Origin of the sequence: Paenibacillus sp. FSL L8-0663 (genome assembly GCF_038008125.1) — a bacterium.
Taxonomy (GTDB): Bacteria; Bacillota; Bacilli; order Paenibacillales; family Paenibacillaceae; genus Paenibacillus; species Paenibacillus polymyxa_D.
The window spans coordinates 3,502,259-3,518,448 of sequence record NZ_JBBOYM010000001.1; the positions used below are offsets into that span (position 1 = coordinate 3,502,259).

Below are 16,190 nucleotides of genomic sequence, written 5' to 3' on the forward strand. Positions count from 1 at the left end.
TCTTCCGCGCTATTTCACCCGACGTAGGCGCGCGATATAAAATCCGTCGCTGTGGAAATGCTGCGGTAACAGCTGTACCGAGCCTCCCTGTATACTATCCATTTCGCGGCTCACGTCCGGGAAGGAATGACCCTCTGCCAATTCATACTCCGAATGTTCGCTTAAAAACCGAGTCAATTGTCCTTCATTTTCGTCCGGCTCAATCGTGCATGTACTGTATACCAGAATGCCACCTGGCTTCAACAGTCCCGCCACACTATCCAGCAGCTCATGCTGAAGCTGTGTAATGTCGCGAACATCCTGCGCAGTTTTGCTCCAACGCAGGTCCGGTTTACGACGAATTACTCCAAAGCCAGAGCATGGTGCATCCAGCAAAATACGGTCAAAAGAAGCTGGGGCATATCGTTCCTTCAGTTCTAGCGCATCACCAGTGACTGTTTCCACGGCATCCAGGCCAAGTCGTTTAGCCTGTTCACGGATTAATTGATGCTTATGGGCATGCAGATCATTTGCAACGATCCGACCGCGATCCTTCATCAGCTCAGCCATATGAGCTGTTTTGCCGCCTGGAGCGGCACAGCAATCCAGTACCAGCATACCGGGCTCAGGAGCAACTGCTTCGGCAACGAGCATAGAGCTTTCATCCTGTACGGACAGCGAGCCGTCCGTATACCACGAGGTAAGCGCCATATTGCCACCGCTACGAACAACAATCCCATAGGGACTAACTGCCGAAGGAACGGCATCAAGTCCTTTTGAGCGCATCTCGTCCAGCAGCTGATCACGGCTGGTCATTGTCGTATTCACCCGTACGCTGACCGCAGGGGGCTCATTATTAGCCTGACAGATAGCCTCAGCAGTATCTGCACCGTATTGCTTAATCCAACGCTTAACCAGCCACTGTGGATGAGAATGTTCTAATGAAATCCGTTCCTCTGGTGACAAATCGTCAGGAATACGCAGCTTGTCCGGCTCACGCAGCATGCTGCGGAGCACGCCGTTGACCATACCGGAAATCCCCTGATGCCCACGACGCTTGGCAATGGTCACCGCTTCACTAACGACTGCATGATCCGGAACTCGATCCAGATACACCACCTGATACACACTCATCCGCAGCAACGAACGTACCCAAGCCTGAAGCTTGGCCGTTCCTTTTTGAACAAATTTATTCAAAAAATAATCAAGTGTATTTCGGCGTGCGACTGTACCGTATACAAGTTCAGTCGCCAGACCAGCGTCACTTGCAGATAAACCTGCCTGCTGAAGTCGACGATTTAACTCAAGATTGCTATACGCACCCTCTTGCTCCACACCGGTCAACACATCAAGTGCAACTTCCCGCGCCGTCTGTTTGCGAGTATTGCCGGATCTGGCACCCACTCCCTTGCCTTTGCCTCCCTGACGGGAGTGACTCCCGCTCATCCGAGCACCGTGCCTGGCTTCATCTGTCCGCCGCGCGCAAAGGTTCCGGCATCCATAACCTTTTTGCCAGCCGGTTGAACCTGAGTCAGCCAAAGAGTTCCCTCGCCTGTCTGCACCTCAATGCCACGAGCGGTCAATTGAAGAACCGTTCCGGGTGCTGGAGCATTTGAGCCACTCACTTCATTATTTATGAAAGGCTGCTCAGCAGCCCATATTTTAAAAACATTTTCCTCCCAAAGCGTAAACGCGCCGGAAAAAGGTACAAGGCCGCGAATCCGGTTGTATATCTGCTGTGCATTGTCACTCCACGAAATACGCTCATCGTCGCGGTTCAGATTCGGAGCATAGGTCGCCTCGTCCTCGTTTTGCGGCGTACGGTCTGATTGGCCTGCCAGCAATTTAGGCAGCTCGCCCTGCAAAAGCTTTGCTCCAGCTACGCTTAGCTTCTCAAAAATCGTACCGGAGGTATCCTCTGGCTCTATAGCAACCTCAACTCGCGATATCATATCGCCAGTATCCAGTCCTTCCGCCATATACATCAGCGTCACACCCGTCACGGTCTCACCGTTAATAATCGCACGCTGGATCGGTGCACCTCCCCGATAACGGGGAAGTAACGAACCATGCACATTCAGGCAGCCGAAACGAGGCAGGTCTAGTACGGATTTTGGCAAAATTTGCCCATAGGCTGCGGTTACGATCAGATCAGGACGCAGCTCCGCCACCAGAGCCACCGCTTCTGGCTGGCGCAGGCGGGTCGGTTGCAGTACAGGTAATCCGCGTTTTTCTGCCGCTTCCTTAACTGGTGTAGGCGTTAATATTTTTTTCCGTCCCTGTGGCTTATCGGGCTGTGTAATCACACCGACCACGTTATAACCATTATCCAGTAACATGTTCAACGAAGGCACTGCAAACTCAGGCGTACCCATAAAGATAATACGAATGTCTTGACTCATCGAACCTCACTCTCCTATCTGACGGTTCGGTCCTGGCTGTTCCAGCGCAACCTCATATACTTTTTCTGCAATATCCGTGAACAAAATTCCATTTAAATGGTCGATTTCATGCTGAAAAGCACGAGAAAGCAATCCTGTCGCTGTAACGGTAATGGCCTTACCCTCGCGGTCCAGTCCCTTGACTGTAACTTTCTCGGCACGACGCACATCCCCGTTCAACCCTGGTATACTCAGGCAGCCTTCTGGACCCAAGTCCTCCCCTTCTTCGGCCACGATTTCTGGGTTGATCATTTTAATCAAACCATGTTCATCTCCAGCATCTACAACGATGAGACGCTTCAAAATACCTACTTGCGGAGCAGCAAGACCTACACCCTCCGCTTCATACATCGTATCTGCCATATCGTCGAGCAGCTTTTGCACGTTAGGTGTAATTTTAGTAACTTCCTTTGCTACTTTGTGCAATACATCATCCGGCTCCAACACTATAATTCTAATTGACATGACAACAGAACACCTTCCTCTTTATCCTTTTTCCTTCGTTTAGGCTTAACTGTATTCATCACAAACGCGACTGCTACATTATCCTATGTACGGACGACTTGTCCGCATTAATTGTGCTAATAACTTTTGTGGCAACGCTCTACATAAGCATTTGTGGATCAACATCCAGACTAATCAGCAACTTTTGCGCCTGTGCGGATTCGGCCATTTCATCAGCTACTTGCTGAGCCAAACTAATCGCGTCGATATTTCCACGCCATTTTATCATACATTGAAATCGGTATCTATTCTTGATTCTCGAAATGGGAGAAGCTACTGGCCCCAAAATGTCGAGTACATCCGATGTAAGACGATCCATATTCCCGAACCAGCCTCGTTGTCTGGCCCGTCCCTGTAGTGTTGCTGAATAATTCTCTGCCAGCCGGACCAGCACCGGGAGTTGTTCATGAGAAAAGGTTACCAAAATAAGACGGCAATATGGTGGATAGTGCAAATTGCGGCGGTGTTTCAATTCTTCCCTCACAAAAGAAGCATAATCATGGCGACTTGCGTGAATCACCGAATAATGCTCTGGAGTATAGGATTGTACGAATACTTCCCCTGGCAATTGATGTCTCCCAGCACGTCCAGCTACTTGTGTTAACAGCTGAAATGTCTTTTCCGCAGCCCGAAAATCCGGTAAATTGAGAGCTGAATCCGCAGTAATGACACCAACCAGTGTCACATCGGGAAAGTCCAGGCCTTTGGCAACCATTTGAGTACCGAGCAGCACGTCCGCTTTTTTATCACGAAATTGCTTGAGGAGCTTTTCGTGGGCATTTTTTTCTGTCGTTGTATCAACATCCATTCGAACAACACGTATACCGGGGAATAGCTTCGCCAGCTCTTCTTCCACTCGCTGGGTACCTGTACCGAAATAGCGAATATGCTCACTACCGCATTCAGGGCAAGTCTGAGGCACAGGCTCGGAATAACCACAGTAATGACAACGTAAATTGTTCGACCGCTGATGATACGTAAGCGAAATATCACAATGCGGACAGCCCGCCACATAGCCACAGCTACGGCACATGACGAATGTGGAGTGTCCACGCCGATTCAACAGGAGCACCGTCTGCTCCTTACGCTCTAACCGCTCTGCAATCCCATTATGCAACGCACGGCTAAACATAGAGCGGTTGCCAGCACGCAGTTCCTCACGCATATCCATGATATGTACTTCGGGTAGCATGTTCCCCAATGCGCGAGTTGGCATTTCAAGTAGCAACGGCGCAAACTCGTCGTTGCTTTGTGAGCGAGCCGCATAGTAGCTTTCCAGCGACGGTGTAGCCGAGCCGAGAATAACGACAGCCCCATGCTGATGGGCTCTGCGAATGGCGACATCACGCGCATGGTATTTAGGTGTCTCTTCCTGCTTATAGGACGTTTCGTGCTCCTCATCCATAATAATAAGACCTAACTCACGAAAAGGCGCAAATACTGCCGAGCGAGCACCAATCGCCACTTTCACACGGCCTTCGCGTATTTTGCGCCACTCATCGTACCGTTCTCCTCCAGACAACCTACTGTGCATCACTGCTACCTGATCGCCAAACCGACCTTTAAAACGCTCAACCATTTGTGGGGTTAACGATATTTCAGGTACCAGCACAATGGCCTGCCGATTCTGCTCGATACAACGTTGAATCGTCTGTAGATAAATTTCCGTCTTACCGCTCCCCGTGACTCCATGCAACAAATAAGCTCCTTGCTCACGCGTGTCCAGCTGGCGAATAATCCGTTCATACACCGACTGCTGCTCTGCTGTGAGAGGGAGTGGCTCTGTAGGCTTGAAGTGTCTGCCCCGGTACGGGTCGCGGAACACTTCAACATCCTCCAGCAACACATAGCCCTTATCTTCCAGCGCCTTAACCGTTGCAGCAGACACACTCAATGAGGTCATGACTCCCTTGAGCGACAGAGGCAAAAACTCGCTACGTTCCAGCAAAAAAGCAAGTACCTCCCGCTGACGCTGTGCTTTGGCAGAAAATTGCTCCAGTACCGTTGATGCCTCGTCTATGCCGATAGCCAGATCAACGGATTTCATGGTCTTTTTGCCAAGCTTGTCTTTAATAACTTGACTTTCCTGAAGCACACCCCGGCGTAACAGTGATTTAATAACCTCCGCTTCCTCAGGGAAACGTCGACTGAGTTGCTGCAACGGGACTTGCTCCTTCTCCTGAATGAAGCTGACAATCCGACGCTCTGTCGGATCACTCATACCATCGTCGGTCAGAAGTGCCCATTCGAGCTCATCGCCCTGATTCGGTTGTATACTACGCTGTGGATGCGTTAACTCATGCTGTTCCGCAATTGAGATATAACGTTCTGCTTTGCCTTTGAGCGCGGTAGGAATCATCACTTGCAATGCCATAATTTGATTACAAGCATAACGTTCACTCATCCACTTGCCCAGTTCGACTAGGTCGGCAGATAAAGGTGGCACCAAATCCAGCAACTCCTGAATCGCTCTCATCCTGTATTTCGGTGGTTCCTCAGCTGGGACTACCGAGATGACGAAAGCCTGCACCGTCCGTTTGCCAAATGGCACAGCTACCCGACTACCCGGCTCAATCCAAGGTCTCATTGAATCCGGTATCAGATAATCGAAGGTGCGGTCCGTATCCTTGGCAGGTACATCGACAATGACCTTGGCAACTAAATTGCCCGTCTCCATTAATGCAGCACCCCACCCATGCGTCCCGCGGCTATAGTAAGCAACTTACGCGCAACTTCTTCCTTTGACTGTACAGGAATACGCTCAACGATCCCGCTTCGGTCATAAATTTGAACAGCATTCGTATCGACGCCAAAACCAGCACCATTCACAGTTACATCGTTTGCCGCGATCAAATCACAATTTTTACGTTCTAATTTATCTTTCGCATACGTCTCCAAATGTTCAGTTTCAGCTGCAAAGCCAATTAAAAATTGATGTTTCTTACTCCGTCCGAGTGATTCTATAATATCGACGTTCTTCACTAACTCTAGCGTAAATACACTATCTTTTTTCTTGATCTTGGTCTGTGCTATCTCACGTGGTCGATAATCTGCAACTGCAGCAGCCATAACGACCATATCGCTCGTTTCCCATTGTTTTAATACAGCTGCGTACATGTCTTCAGCCGACTGGACTCTTTCAAGCATAATACCAGCAGGCGGTTCCGCACTGGTATTGGCAGCAATCAAGTGCACCTCTGCCCCCATCTTTTGAGCCACTTTTGCAATGGCGAAGCCCATTTTTCCAGATGAATCATTTGTGATATAACGCACTGGATCAATTCGCTCGATCGTGCCTCCAGCCGTTACAATGACTTTTTTACCTGAAAACACCGATTCATTCTCATTCACAGGTGACTCAGGCACTTGAGCCTCCACAGATTCGCCACCAAACCATCGGGATTCAGACTTAATGTTGTTTTTTTGTTCCTGGGCTTGCTGATCAAAAAAGTGCTCTATCGTTTGCACAATTGTGTCCGGCTCTTCCAAACGTCCTTTGCCAACGTAACCGCAAGCCAGTAATCCTTCACCAGGCTCAATCATCTTCACACCACGTGATACAAGCGTCTCCATATTTTGCATGACTGCCGGATGAGTGTACATATGTACATTCATCGCAGGTGCCACCATAATAGGCGCTGTTGTAGCCAACAACGTTGTAGACAACATATCATCAGCAAGGCCATGCGCCATTTTTCCAATAATATTCGCAGTTGCAGGTGCAACAAGCACCAAATCAGCCGCATCTGCCAGATGAATATGGGATACGACGGACGGCTCTCTTTCATCAAACGTATCACTGTACACCGGATTACGAGAGAGCGACTGCAGTGTAAGCTCGGTAATAAACTCCTTAGCAGAGGCTGTCATAATCACATGAACATCGGCGCCCTTTTGTGTCAACCTACTACATAACGCAGCCCCTTTGTAAGCAGCAATTCCACCGGTTATACCAAGAATAATAACTTTCCCCTTCAACATCGTTAACTCCCCCTGACCTAAAAAAATAACAACCTTGCGGTTGTCAAAGGAATTGGCATTGCGCCCGGTTATAATAGTTGTGTATAATTCTTACTCGTCTTCGCCGCTTTCAAGACGCAGATGATCCGCGTAAATCTCTTCCAACGCCACTCCAACCTGTTTGTGGGATTTAGGATTCTTGAGGGTCGTCTTTTCACCCTCGCGCAACTGTCTGGCACGACGTGAAGCCGCTACAACCAACGAATACTTACTATCTGCCTTTTTCATCATTTCATCAATGGAAGGATACAGCACGAATAGACACCTCTTCATGTAGTTTTGGGACTGTATAAGCTGAACTCCAGTGTACACCTTCAAGCTCAGCTTATACAGTATTATTTCTCTTTAGGTACGCTTGGCATATGTAAAGCCCTCGTTTAAGGATGAACCTTACAATGTTCGGCGATAATAATGGATTCTATTCGTTTACAAGCGAAATCAATCTCATCATTGACAACCGCATAATCATAGTGACGCAACAGATTCATTTCATCCACAGCTACCGACATACGGTGGTCTATGGTCGCTTGAGTTTCTGTGCCCCGTCCCCGGATTCTATCCTTTAATTCATCTAGCGAAGGCGGAAGCAGAAAAATGAATATGCCTTCTGGAAATTTTTCTTTAACCTTTAGCGCTCCCTGAACTTCAATCTCCAGAAAAATATCTTTTCCCTGCGCAAGCGTCTGATCTACAAAATCACGTGGAGTACCATAATAGTTCCCTACATACTCAGCATACTCCAGCATTTCATCTCGTTCAATCATACCCAAAAATTCTTCACGCGTTTTAAAAAAATAGGTCACTCCATCCTTTTCACCCGAACGAGGTGTTCGAGTTGTAGCAGAAACGGAGTACGTTATCTCTGGTAGCTTGTCACGCAATGCGTTGCCTACCGTCCCTTTACCGACACCCGAAGGTCCGGATATTACAAATAATAATCCCTTAGCCATAGTACACTCCATTTTTATTCGTCATTGTCATCATCTTTAGTGGATAGGCGATGAGCGACCGTCTCCGGCTGCACCGCAGACAGGATTACATGATCACTGTCTGTAATAATAACAGCCCGCGTCCGGCGGCCATAGGTAGCATCAATTAGCATATGACGGTCCCTGGCTTCCTGTATAATCCGCTTGATCGGAGCAGACTCCGGACTGACGATGGAGATAATTCGGTTGGCCGACACGATATTGCCGAAACCAATATTGATCAATTTGATTGCCATATTCAGGTCTTTCCCCCTATACATGTGACTCTTGCAGCCGTGCCGCTACCAGGTAGCTACTCAATATTTGCAGCCTGCTCACGAATTTTCTCGAGCTCTGCTTTCATCTCAACGACCAAATTAACCAAGTTGAGATGATTAGCCTTGGAGCCGATCGTGTTGACTTCTCTGTTCATTTCCTGGATTAAAAAATCTAATTTGCGACCGGCCGGCTCGTCCGATAGCAGCAACCCCTTGCACTGCCCAAAGTGACTTTGAAGCCGGGTAAGTTCCTCATCAATATTGCTGCGATCCGCGAATAACGCAATCTCCATTCCGAACTTATGTTCATCAAGCGTAAATGAACCGTCCTGAAGCTCTTTAAGCCTGTGTTTCAGCCTGTTACGGTAGTCGCTCACAACATGAGGAGCCAGCACCGTCATTTCATGATGCAGGGATTCCAGACGTAAAATACGGGATTTCACATCTTGCGCCAAATGCCCGCCTTCTCGCCTTCTCATCTCCAGTAAACCTTGCAAAGCTTCATTCAAAGCTCGCTGTAGTTGCTCTTCCCAGTCCTCTTCGTCTCCATGGAAAGCCTCTCCAGGCTCACCCAGAACGTCAGGCAAAGCAAGAATATCGCTTATCCCTAACGTTCCTTTCACTCCATAACGATCCGCCAGCTGCTCCGCTGCATGCAGGTAAGCCTGCACCACAGTGTCATTTAACCGCGCGGCGGGCATCTGTTCTTCATCACGTTCCCTGTGGATAAAGACATCGATACGACCGCGTTTAATCTGCTGTTGAACCGTTCTTCTCAAGCCATCTTCGTAACGAGTCCATTCGCGCGGAATTCTCATCATCACTTCGCAATAGCGGTGATTTACCGATTTCAATTCCAAGCGCACTTTATAGCCCTCATAATGAAGGATAGCTTGACCGTATCCGGTCATACTCAATGACATCGGCATCACATCCATTATACTATTGTAATTGATTATTATAGTCGAAACAAGGGGGCCTGTGCGCGGCCTGATTTTTGCCATACGTAAGAAGTCAGTTCAGCTGTCATTTCATAGAACATAAATGGAGTCATAAAATAGATACCATTAAAATGTTCCATTGCCGTATTGAGTAGCTCCTTGGCAATAGACACACCCATTGTTCGTCCTTCCGGACCCTCAAGACCAGACATACGTGCACGCACCTCATCGGATAACTGAATGCCTGGTACTTCATTGTGCAAGTATTCTGCATTGCGCCCACTAGCCAGCGGCATAATACCGATAAAAATCGGTACTTCCAAATGTCGTGTCGCTTCCGCGATGGCTGCAATCAACTCGTGGTCGTATACGGGCTGAGTCATAACATAGTCGGCTCCGGAGGCAATTTTCTTCTCCAACCGCTGTACGGCTTTACCCAAATGCTTGACGTTAGGATTAAATGCGGCACCTACCACAAAATTAGCTTTCTGCTTCAGTGGCTTACCGGAAAATGCGACACCATCATTTAATTGCTTGATCATGCGTATGATTTCAAAAGAGGTCATATCATACACCGAACTGGCGCCTGGCAAATCACCGAACCGCGCCGGATCTCCAGTAACCGCCAGTACATGGTCAATACCGAGCGCGTCAAAACCCATCATGTGGGATTGAGTACCAATCAGATTGCGATCACGACATGCTATATGAATTAATGGACGCAAGCCTGTTTCAATACTGACCAAATGTCCAAGCGCCATGTTGCTCATGCGAGTGACTGCAAGCGAGTTGTCAGCCAGTGTAAGCGCGTCGGCCCCGGCTTTCTTCAACGCATGAGCACCTTGCATAAACCTCGTAATGTCCAGATCGCGCGGAGGATCCAGTTCTACAATGACCGTATGTCGTTCCTTTACAAGATCCACGATGTTGGGCTCACTGGTATGTCTGCCATTTCCTCGTTCCCCTTCATCTGCAATCTGCTCCGCCACTTGAAAGGACTCTTTCGACAAAGCTTCTTTTGAAGCAAGAGGAGGCGGTTGCAAACGGTTCAAGGCTTTGGATATAGCAGCAATATGATCCGGTGTAGTTCCGCAGCAACCACCGAGCAGCCTCGTTCCCAGGTCTACAAAGGTTTTGGCACATTCTCCAAAATATTCAGGTGATGCACCGTATACATAGTGACCGTCCACATAATCTGCTAGTCCCGCATTCGGATATACGGACAACGGTACAGACAAAGGGCCGTCCAGCTGCTCCATTACACTCATAATTCCCTGCGGACCCGAGTGACAGTTAAATCCAAGGATGTCTGCCCCCTCATTACGCAGCACCGAAAAAGCTTCCGCCACTAAAAAACCATCCTGAGTACGACCAACCTGATCGACCGCAAACTGACAAATCACCGGAATATCACTATATTTACGTACACTGTGAAGCGCTATGCGTATTTCATCCAGTGAATAAAACGTTTCGCACAAAATACCGTCGACTCCTTCGGAGAGAAGGGCATCAATTTGCTGTTCATAGTTTCTTGCCAGCTCCAGCTTTGATATGTTAAGCCGTTTGCCCCCACATATGGAACCCACTGCACCTACCACATAATGTTCAGGTCCGGCCGCATTTCTGGCAATTCTCACACCAGCACGATTGATCTCTTCTACCTTAGATTCCAGTCCAAACCGGGCTAACTTATAATCATTTGCAGAAAATGTATTAGTCTCCAGCAATCGAGCTCCTGCACTTAAATATTGACCATGCACGTCTGATATAACATCAGGCGAAGTGATGTTCAGTTCTTCGAAAGACGTATTTACTGGAAATCCTAGCTGATATAAAAAAGTCCCCATTGCGCCGTCTCCGACAATAATTTCACGATTCAGCACAGTACGCAAATCCGGTTTCATGTCCTCTGCTCCACCCCGCTCTTTATTTTCATACTAATGTAACATAAAGAGACTTCAAACATAAGCCAAAAACTAAAAAAGCCGCCCCACTCCCCGACAATATGATATCAGGAGTGGAGCGGCTTGATTCATCTTTTCTATTTCCTACTACATTTTCCCAACGGAAGAATGGAGAGAGTAAGCGTAAAAAGTCCCTTTTTTATTTACTTTAGCCACAATAGAATCCGTTCCCTTTTGCTGCTTGTAGAACGTATATTGATTCCCTTGAACTTTCACTTTATAGCCGGTCAAATTGATATTAAACAACATCTGAGCCTTGGGCTTGACTAGCTTCAAAGCTTCTGAGGCAGTATATTTCGGGCTTGCAAATGTTTTTTTGAAATCTGCGTCATCATTCCAATCCACCCCATAGGTGGATACGGCCAGCACTTTACCGGTTACCGCGCTAATTTTGACCTCACTGGCCTCGTTTGCATCCTCAAACGACCAATATGAAAGCCCCTTCGTTTCGTCCTTGTACCGTGAAGCGTGCTGCACCTTAATTGGCTGTCCACTCACACGCTTAAATGTGTTCATTGCACGGTTCAGTATCAGAGGGTCCACCTTCTTCAGCGCATAGTCCGCGTTGATGGTAATAGCGTTACCTCGATCCACATCTACATACAACGAGGAAGCCTGTTCTCCTGCGCCCCAAAATACCCAGTAATTTGATGGCTTGTTGGACTGATAAGGGGATTTGACCCGCCAAAATGCTTCAAATTGCAAAGGACGCTTGCTGTCAAACGCTTTGGCGCTGTTTAGTACTTTCGTCTTGAGTGGCGCGTTCATCGCTTTTCCCAAGCTGCTTATTTTATATCGTATGGTTGTAGAATCTACTCTATTTTTTTCTTTATTATATTCTGTTTGCAACGTAGCAGTTCCATCTTCCAGTCCGCCCTCTACAATCCAAGTTTTCCCCATATCCGTCACATCGTCAAATTGAAATGCTGTCTTCGAGCCGATGAGTTCTTGCACCGCTTTTTCTAAACGGCTTACCACTGTCGGAGTTAGCGACCCAACCTGCTTATCCGTCGTTTCCGCGGCGGCAGGAATGGTCGCCGCCTGAACCGGAAGCGCGGTGGCTACAAATATGAGGACTGCAACTGTTGAAATCCAACGAAATTTCCGCACTATGAACGGCCTCCTTATTGTTTTTCATTTTCTATATTATACATCGTTCAGGCGCCAAAAAAAGACAGAATGTTGCTTTGTTCATCGTATTCCTTGTATACAGGGGCATCTAAGTCCAAAAAAAGAAGACCTACTAAGGTCTTCTCTTCACTCACTTCTATACGATTCATAAGTAGTTGCACGTTATCTTTATAGTCACATGATTCAGAACAGACGACCTTCGTACACGATCTCAGCCGGACCCGTCATATATATGTGATTATCTTCCTCGTTCCATTCGATATCCAGATCGCCGCCCTTCAGGCTTACAATGGCGTGGCGGTCGCTATATCCATTTAGTACAGAAGCCACAAGCGTAGCACAGGCTCCGGTTCCACAAGCTAGCGTTGGCCCGGCTCCTCTCTCCCATACTCTCATATCTATATGTTTACGGCTACGTACTGTGGCGAACTCAACATTTGTTTTCTTAGGGAAAAGCGGATGGCATTCCAGCTTTGGCCCCCAGGCTTCCAGATCAAAGCTTGGCGCATCCTCCACATAAATGACACAGTGCGGATTCCCCATAGATACAGCCGTAAAGCGAAAACCACTTCCTCCCGCTTCAATGGGCTCATTAATTACGCTGGTCAGATCCAGTGTAGTTGGAATCTTCAAACCCTCAAGAATTGGCTCTCCCATATCTACCTTCACCATACGAACAAGTCCATTCTCTACAGTTAGTTCGACCTGCTGTACACCTGCACCCAAGGTCTCAATCGTGATCTGTTCACGGTTGATATGCTTACGGTCATATACGTATTTGGCAGCACAACGGATAGCATTACCGCATTGTTCGGCCTCTGAGCCGTCCGAGTTAATAATGCGCATGCAGAAATCCGCTTTTTCTGATGGCAATATATATACCAACCCATCGGCGCCAACACCAAAATGTCGATCACATAGCCGAACAGCTAATTCCGAGGCGTCAGACGGCAACTCCTGATGCCCAAACCAAACGATAAAATCATTACCTAGACCGTTCATTTTTGTGAATTCCATAGCTTACCTCCGCCGTTGCTGCTGATGTCATGTTCCTCATGAAGCTTTGATCCCATGATATCATACGGGGCAATAGTGGGAAAGCGATGCGATATGCATAACCCGATTTCTAGGATGAAAACTTCGTACGTCCCGCTGAAAAGTGTGTATTTCCGCCGCGACGACGGTTGCGTCGACCGCCCCACACACTTCCCGCTCCCATCAGAAACGTCGGAATCCCAGCTGCGACAATGGATAGCGCCCACTCACGCAAACCGAGCGGTACCGTTTTGAAAATAGGTTGCAGCATAGGCACGTACATAACCACTAGCATTAGTACTATTGAAGACAGCACGGCAAGCACAAGATAACTATTTTGAAACGGATTACGATGGAAAATAGAACGGGAACTGCGGCAATCAAACACATGAATTAACTGCGCCAGAACTAGCGTAGCAAAGGCAACGGACTGTGCTTTGATCAGTTGTCCTGCGTCATCCGGTGCAATACGTAATGTCAGCCAGAAGGCCGCTAGCGTACATAAACCAATCAACAAGCCACGACTAATGATTTTCCAGCCCAGTCGACGAGCAAAAATATTTTCCTTTGCGCCACGAGGTTTGTGCTCCATGAGATCCTTTTCTGGTTGGTCCACCCCCAGAGCCATCGCTGGTAGGCCATCTGTCACCAGATTCACCCATAAAATCTGGATCGGTAACAAAGGTAATGGCAGCCCGGCCATCATGGCAAAAAACATCGTCAAAATTTCACCCACATTGGAGGCGAGTAGATAACGGATAAATTTACGGATATTCTCGTAAATATTCCGTCCTTCCTCAATTGCGGCTACAATCGTAGAGAAATTATCATCACTCAGAACAAGCGCAGCCGCTTCTTTGGTCACGTCCGTCCCTGTAATGCCCATTGCAATGCCGATGTCCGACGCCTTTATCGCTGGAGCGTCATTGACGCCATCTCCAGTCATGGCTACGACATGTCCGCGCCTTTGCAGTGACTTGACGATCCGTAGCTTGTGCTCCGGCGAAACCCGTGCATATACAGAGACGGTATCAACGGCTTTGTCCAGCGACGCATCATCCATCGCAGACAATTCCTGTCCTGTTAACACGTGGGATCCGCGCTGAAAAATGCCCAGCTGCTGTGCAATGGCCTCTGCAGTTGTACCGTGATCTCCGGTAATCATCACAGTGCGAATGCCAGCACGACGACACTTGCCAATGGCTTCGCGAACCTCGCGACGTGGCGGATCAATCATGCCTGTCAGCCCGATAAAGATCAGTTGTGCTTCAGCCTCCTCAACCGTGGAGACACGCTCATGCGAGCGGATATCACGGTAAGCGACACCAAGTACACGTAGCGCCTCCGAGGCCATTCCTTCGTTAGCTGCCAGTACCTTTTGGCGCAGCGTACCCGTTAACGGAACGACATTTCCTTCCCATAAAATGTAGGAGCACTGGCCCAGCAATACATCCGGTGCACCTTTGGCAAAGACAATGTGTCCTCCCTGGTGGCGTACGAGTACCGACATTCGCTTCCGATCCGAGTCAAAAGGAAATTCTCGCTCCCTTGTGTATAGCTCATATAGCCCTTGTCGCGTGACTCCGCCCTTGGCAGCTAACGTGACCAGCGCTCCTTCCGTCGGATCACCCTTTAGCTCCCAAACGGAGGACGGCGTCGGCTCTTTGGTTTTCTTTTTCGAACGTAGCTCCTCTGTATCGGCTTGAACAATTTCCGCATTGTTGCAAAGCACACTGGCTTGCAGCAGTCTACGCAGAGATTGTCCGTTTTTAAGATCGGCAGGAAGGTCTCTATCCATAATATGCCCGTGAGGGTCATAGCCCTCTCCCGTAACTCCCCAGAAGCGGCCGTCCAGCCATAGCTTGGTAACCGTCATTTTATTTTGGGTCAGGGTACCCGTTTTGTCGGAACAAATGACAGATGCACAGCCGAGCGTTTCAACAGAAGGCAGCTTACGCACAATCGCCTTTCGTTTAATCATACGCTGCACACCCAATGCGAGCGCAATCGTCACAATAGCTGGCAACCCTTCCGGTATAGCCGCCACAGCCAAGCTCACTCCGGCCAAGAACATGCTCATGGCTGGCTGTCCATGTAAAATGCCTGCTACGACAACGAGCACCGTTAGCGCCAACGCTACGATAATCAAAATTTTGCCCAATTGCTCCAATCTGTGCTGCAACGGTGTCTCCTGCGACTCCGTATTTTCTATCAAGTCTGCGATCTTACCCATTTCGGTACTCATACCTGTACGTATAACTATTCCTTGTGCGGTTCCTCTAGTCATCATCGTGCCCATAAAACCGATGTTTTTTTGATCCCCAAGTGGTACCTCGGCGGCATGAATAGGGCGGCAATGCTTACTCACCGGAACCGATTCACCTGTCAGGGCGGACTCCTCTACATCACAGCCGTTCGTACTCAACCACCTTACATCTGCGGGGATGCGATCACCACTTTCCAGCAGCACAATATCACCCGGTACCAGTTCTCTGGCTTGAACTTGAATTCGTTTTCCGCCCCGCAACACTTTGGCCGTCGGAGCCGATAGTTGTCTCAAAGCTCGCAATGAACGCTCAGCTCTGAATTCCTGTACAAAGCCAAGAATTCCATTCAGTACAACAATAGCAATAATGGTAATCGCGTCCAAATACTCGCCAAGCAGGCCGGATATCAGGGTCGCTCCCATCAATACAAGCATCATAAAATCCTTGAACTGGTTGAGCAGCAGCAAGATCGCCGAAACTCGCTTCCCCTCGCTCAGCTCATTCCATCCTGACCTTTCTCTTCGTTCCGCAAGCTGTTCCTCCGAAAGACCCTGCTTCGGGTCGACTTCCAGACTTGTTGAAAGCTGTTCATTGCTTAATTGGTGCCAGTGTGCTTGTTCCATTCTCCCCAATTCCCTCCCGGTCAGATAGTCCGCTTCCGT

Annotated in this window: 13 protein-coding genes; all 13 read right to left on the minus strand. The window is 48.4% G+C overall.

The features are described from left to right. Positions 1–9 precede the first annotated feature (9 nt). The gene (gene rsmB, locus MKY75_RS15245; protein ID WP_029517203.1) at positions 10–1,425 is read right to left on the minus strand and encodes a 16S rRNA (cytosine(967)-C(5))-methyltransferase RsmB; all 1,416 of its coding nucleotides are present in this window, start codon (positions 1,423–1,425) and stop codon (positions 10–12) included. Beyond that, complete coding sequence (gene fmt, locus MKY75_RS15250; protein ID WP_340885808.1) at positions 1,422–2,381, minus strand: methionyl-tRNA formyltransferase; 960 nt, start codon at positions 2,379–2,381, stop codon at positions 1,422–1,424. Before fmt ends, rsmB begins: the two co-directional genes overlap by 4 nt. Positions 2,382–2,387: 6 nt before the next feature. Continuing rightward, a complete protein-coding gene (gene def / locus MKY75_RS15255; protein ID WP_029517201.1) occupies positions 2,388–2,885 on the minus strand; it encodes a peptide deformylase in 498 nt (165 codons plus the stop codon). 139 nt (positions 2,886–3,024) lie between these two features. Further along, complete coding sequence (gene priA / locus MKY75_RS15260; protein ID WP_340885812.1) at positions 3,025–5,601, minus strand: primosomal protein N'; 2,577 nt, start codon at positions 5,599–5,601, stop codon at positions 3,025–3,027. Continuing rightward, positions 5,601–6,905 (minus strand): bifunctional phosphopantothenoylcysteine decarboxylase/phosphopantothenate--cysteine ligase CoaBC, encoded by a 1,305-nt coding sequence (gene coaBC / locus MKY75_RS15265; RefSeq protein WP_340885814.1) that lies wholly within the window; start codon positions 6,903–6,905, stop codon positions 5,601–5,603. Before coaBC ends, priA begins: the two co-directional genes overlap by 1 nt. 90 nt (positions 6,906–6,995) lie before the next feature. Beyond that, positions 6,996–7,199: a DNA-directed RNA polymerase subunit omega gene (gene rpoZ / locus MKY75_RS15270; RefSeq protein WP_013310893.1), complete on the minus strand. Its 204-nt coding sequence runs from the start codon at positions 7,197–7,199 to the stop codon at positions 6,996–6,998. Between the two features lie 122 nt (positions 7,200–7,321). Beyond that, positions 7,322–7,894: a guanylate kinase gene (gmk, locus tag MKY75_RS15275; RefSeq protein ID WP_340885816.1), complete on the minus strand. Its 573-nt coding sequence runs from the start codon at positions 7,892–7,894 to the stop codon at positions 7,322–7,324. A 14-nt stretch (positions 7,895–7,908) separates the two neighbouring features. After that, complete coding sequence (gene remA, locus MKY75_RS15280; RefSeq protein ID WP_005548256.1) at positions 7,909–8,169, minus strand: extracellular matrix/biofilm regulator RemA; 261 nt, start codon at positions 8,167–8,169, stop codon at positions 7,909–7,911. 56 nt (positions 8,170–8,225) lie between these two features. Further along, entirely contained in the window at positions 8,226–9,113 is an 888-nt protein-coding gene (locus MKY75_RS15285; RefSeq protein ID WP_029517198.1) for a YicC/YloC family endoribonuclease, read from the minus strand. 35 nt (positions 9,114–9,148) lie between these two features. After that, entirely contained in the window at positions 9,149–11,035 is a 1,887-nt protein-coding gene (locus MKY75_RS15290) for a bifunctional homocysteine S-methyltransferase/methylenetetrahydrofolate reductase (RefSeq protein ID WP_340885818.1), read from the minus strand. Positions 11,036–11,182: 147 nt separating this feature from the next. Beyond that, on the minus strand, positions 11,183–12,205 hold the full coding sequence (locus MKY75_RS15295) for a hypothetical protein (RefSeq protein ID WP_340885819.1): 1,023 nt from the start codon (positions 12,203–12,205) through the stop codon (positions 11,183–11,185). A 204-nt stretch (positions 12,206–12,409) separates the two neighbouring features. After that, positions 12,410–13,243 carry a diaminopimelate epimerase gene (gene dapF / locus MKY75_RS15300; protein ID WP_340885820.1) on the minus strand — a complete coding sequence of 278 codons (834 nt, stop codon included), beginning with the start codon at positions 13,241–13,243 and terminating at the stop codon, positions 12,410–12,412. Between the two features lie 109 nt (positions 13,244–13,352). Next, on the minus strand, positions 13,353–16,151 hold the full coding sequence (locus MKY75_RS15305) for a calcium-translocating P-type ATPase, SERCA-type (protein WP_029517633.1): 2,799 nt from the start codon (positions 16,149–16,151) through the stop codon (positions 13,353–13,355). Positions 16,152–16,190 lie beyond the last annotated feature (39 nt).

What these genes read in the sequence shown, in the direction of transcription:
- coaBC (WP_340885814.1), bottom strand. Translation starts at nt 6,905, where the DNA reads ATGTTGAAGGGGAAAGTTATTATTCTTGGTATAACCGGTGGAATTGCT.
- fmt (WP_340885808.1), bottom strand. Translation starts at nt 2,381, where the DNA reads ATGAGTCAAGACATTCGTATTATCTTTATGGGTACGCCTGAGTTTGCA.
- gmk (WP_340885816.1), bottom strand. Translation starts at nt 7,894, where the DNA reads ATGGCTAAGGGATTATTATTTGTAATATCCGGACCTTCGGGTGTCGGT.
- MKY75_RS15285 (WP_029517198.1), bottom strand. Translation starts at nt 9,113, where the DNA reads ATGTCATTGAGTATGACCGGATACGGTCAAGCTATCCTTCATTATGAG.
- priA (WP_340885812.1), bottom strand. Translation starts at nt 5,601, where the DNA reads ATGGAGACGGGCAATTTAGTTGCCAAGGTCATTGTCGATGTACCTGCC.
- remA (WP_005548256.1), bottom strand. Translation starts at nt 8,169, where the DNA reads ATGGCAATCAAATTGATCAATATTGGTTTCGGCAATATCGTGTCGGCC.
- MKY75_RS15290 (WP_340885818.1), bottom strand. Translation starts at nt 11,035, where the DNA reads ATGAAACCGGATTTGCGTACTGTGCTGAATCGTGAAATTATTGTCGGA.
- dapF (WP_340885820.1), bottom strand. Translation starts at nt 13,243, where the DNA reads ATGGAATTCACAAAAATGAACGGTCTAGGTAATGATTTTATCGTTTGG.
- rsmB (WP_029517203.1), bottom strand. Translation starts at nt 1,425, where the DNA reads ATGAGCGGGAGTCACTCCCGTCAGGGAGGCAAAGGCAAGGGAGTGGGT.
- MKY75_RS15305 (WP_029517633.1), bottom strand. Translation starts at nt 16,151, where the DNA reads ATGGAACAAGCACACTGGCACCAATTAAGCAATGAACAGCTTTCAACA.
- def (WP_029517201.1), bottom strand. Translation starts at nt 2,885, where the DNA reads ATGTCAATTAGAATTATAGTGTTGGAGCCGGATGATGTATTGCACAAA.